Annotated in this window: 2 protein-coding genes and 1 pseudogene; 1 reads left to right on the top strand and 2 read right to left on the bottom strand. The window is 41.4% G+C overall.

The genetic code is table 11. The features are described from left to right. Positions 1-479, bottom strand: a 479-nt coding sequence (locus tag AB4496_RS23730; RefSeq protein WP_372132219.1) for an OmpA family protein, incomplete at its 3' end; no start/stop codon positions are given. Further along, complete coding sequence (locus AB4496_RS23725) at positions 479-1786, bottom strand: TolC family outer membrane protein (protein WP_102257275.1); 1308 nt, start codon at positions 1784-1786, stop codon at positions 479-481. The genes AB4496_RS23730 and AB4496_RS23725, both read right to left, overlap by 1 nt. 400 nt (positions 1787-2186) lie before the next feature. Between AB4496_RS23725 and AB4496_RS23720 the strand changes: the two are divergent. Further along, positions 2187-2769, top strand: a pseudogene (locus AB4496_RS23720) (hypothetical protein); the annotation flags it as partial.

The following is a 2769-nucleotide window of genomic DNA, read 5'->3' as shown; positions in this document are numbered from 1 at the left end:
CCTACGGTATAGGCTCTAGACGGTGGAATTCCATTGCTGATAAGTGCACGCCTTACATTGTCCGCTCGCTTTTCTGACAGTTTCAGGTTGTGTTCAGCATTACCCACTTTACTGGCATAACCTTGAAGTTGGATACTGGTATTCTCGTAACGTTTTAGAAACGCAGCCATTTGACGGATTTGGCCCAGGAATACAGGTTTGATTTCTGCAGAGTCATTAGCAAACAAAATATGAAGTTCTTTTTGTTCACTAGACTCGAAATACGAGCCACAGCCATCATTATCTATTTCAGCGCCTATTTGTGTGTCTATACATAAATCGCGAGCGTTGATAACACCATCATTATCATCATCTTCGAGATCATAACTTTGTGTGGTGCTAGGAAGAGCACGATAAGTGAATTCATCATTTGTTTCAGCCATGATGTTGGAAGAAGCAACCACGAAGCATAGCGGGAGTATCGTTTTGAAGAGCTTCATTAATATTCTACCTTTTCGTTCCATTCTTGAGGGGTCTCAACACGTAACCCTGTCAATAAATTACCTGTCGCATTCATGACTCTGTATTTTGCGTATTGTACGTCATACTTAGCATCCAAAAATCCCTTACGGGCTTCGAAGAGTTCATTTTCGGTGTTAAGTAAATCGAGAAGAGTACGCTTACCAATTCGGTACTGTTTTTCGTAAGAGATAACGGTATCAGATGCTGAATCTACGTGATCTGACAAGAAATCTTTTTGCTGGACGGTTAAGTCAAGTGCGCTCCATGAAAGGCGTAAGCTTTCTTCTACATTGCGGTAAGTACTCTCACGTAGGTCTTTTGCTTTGTTAAGTTGATAAGCGGCACTTTCGGCACGGTCTTGATCGGCTCCACCGTTATAGAGATTGTACTTTAAGCGAAGCATCGCAGAAAATTCATCGCTGCTGCCTTTCGTACCACCTGCATCATCACGCCACCTTTGAGCGGCTTCAAAAGAAACAGTCGGGTAGTTGGTACTCTTAGACTGTTTGTATTGAAACTTCGCTGAATCTACGTCAGCTTGTGCAATTTTAATAACTGGGTGTTGGTTAAAGGCTTTTGCCAAAGCACCGTCGATCGTATAAGGAATAGAACCTGCATCTGCACGTGGATATACCAAGCCTAGTGGGGCTTGGCCAACAAGGCGTTTGAATTGAGTGTGGGCATCAAATAAATTATTTTGTGCTGCTAGCAAATTACCATGCGCTTTTGCAATACGAGCTTCTACCTGAGACATGTCTGCCGTAGATCCAATGCCTGAATCAACTCGTTTCTTGATATCTATATAGATATTTTTGTGCGTCGCCAGATTGTTTTCAGAAAGTGTAAGCACTTCATAAGCTTTAACGGAATCAAGATAGACTTTGGTTACTTGCAGTGCAATATCTTGAGCGCTAGATAGCAATTGATAACGGACAGACTCTGCATCAGCAGCGGTACGATCAATGTCGTTAGAAGTATTCGCGCCATCCCAAATGAGTTGTGTCAACGTAATTGCTGCTTCTTTACGCGTTAGATCTGTTGAGCTCGAATTCGTCGCCAAATCTGTATATTCGTAACCAATGCCACCGTCTAAATCTATACTCGGGCGGTAAGCTCCACCAGAAGCATCGTTAAGGTAACGTTGACTAACGTACTGGTTATATGCCGCTTTGATTTCAGGGTTACTTTCTAAAGTAAACGCGACGGCTTGCTCTAAGGTTTGTGCGCTAGTCGGTAAACTGAGTGCAATAGCCAACCCTAATGTAGTCGTTTTAATCCAGTTCAATTTCAATCTCCCAAAAATGGAGTATCACCTAAGTTTGTCGCTTTTAAGCTTGAATATATCAAATTTAGATGAACCGCCAAAAAAATAACGAATGCCCAATGAGCATTCGTAAATGGTTGTAAAGTTGTTAACCGATCGTCGTACAATTTAAGTCGATTTTGAGTACTTAAATTTGATTTGAGTGTTTGGGTTATCTTTCCCTAAGACAATAACTTATATGGAAGTTTTCGTCATCTTAATTATCACTCAGTGACCGTTATCATTCGTTTACATTGTAAGTTATTAAACATGCAATTCATAGCTAGGAATTATATGACATTAGATGTTATATTGTCACTAGATTATAGAATTGATGTCACTATTTTGACGTCGCGAACAGAAAATGAGCTTAGGGATTTATATGGACATGACAGTATTGAATGCGAGCGGTGCATTAGCATTAGGTCAACGCATTGTTATTTCGATAGATGGCACAATCAAGGTCCTAGAAGACGGACAGCCATTACAAGCTGGGGATGTCGTTTTAGAATCCCAAAATGCAAATTCTGAATCTCAGATTTCAGTTAAGCGCTTTACGCCACAAGGAAAAGATGGCGATGAAGTCGATCTTGACCAAGACATTGAAAATATTTTTGCCGCTTTAGAAGAAGGGCAAGATCCTACAGAGTTAGGCGAAGAGTTCGCAACTGCTGCCGGTGTAAGTGGATCGAGCTTAGTGAGCAGTGGAACCATTGAACGAGATGGTGACGAAACTATCCCAGTTACCGAATTTGTAACAACTGGTTTCGAAGGCTTGGGTTTGTCCCGAACTCAAAGCTTGAGTTTGCTTGATCTATTCCGCTCAGTTGAAGTCGAGCCAACAGTAAGTATTGAAGACAGCCAAATTATCAATGAAGGCTCAACAGCAATTTTCGACGTAAGTTTAAGTAAAGCTTCGTCAGGCGATGTTAGCGTTACGCTAGAGACGTTATACGGAACTGCAA

Source organism: Vibrio sp. 10N.222.46.A1, assembly GCF_041473595.1.
In the GTDB taxonomy this organism is placed as follows: Bacteria; Pseudomonadota; Gammaproteobacteria; order Enterobacterales; family Vibrionaceae; genus Vibrio; species Vibrio tasmaniensis_A.
The sequence above is the reverse complement of the archived record's forward strand: the minus strand, read 5'-3'. Positions and strand labels throughout refer to the sequence as shown.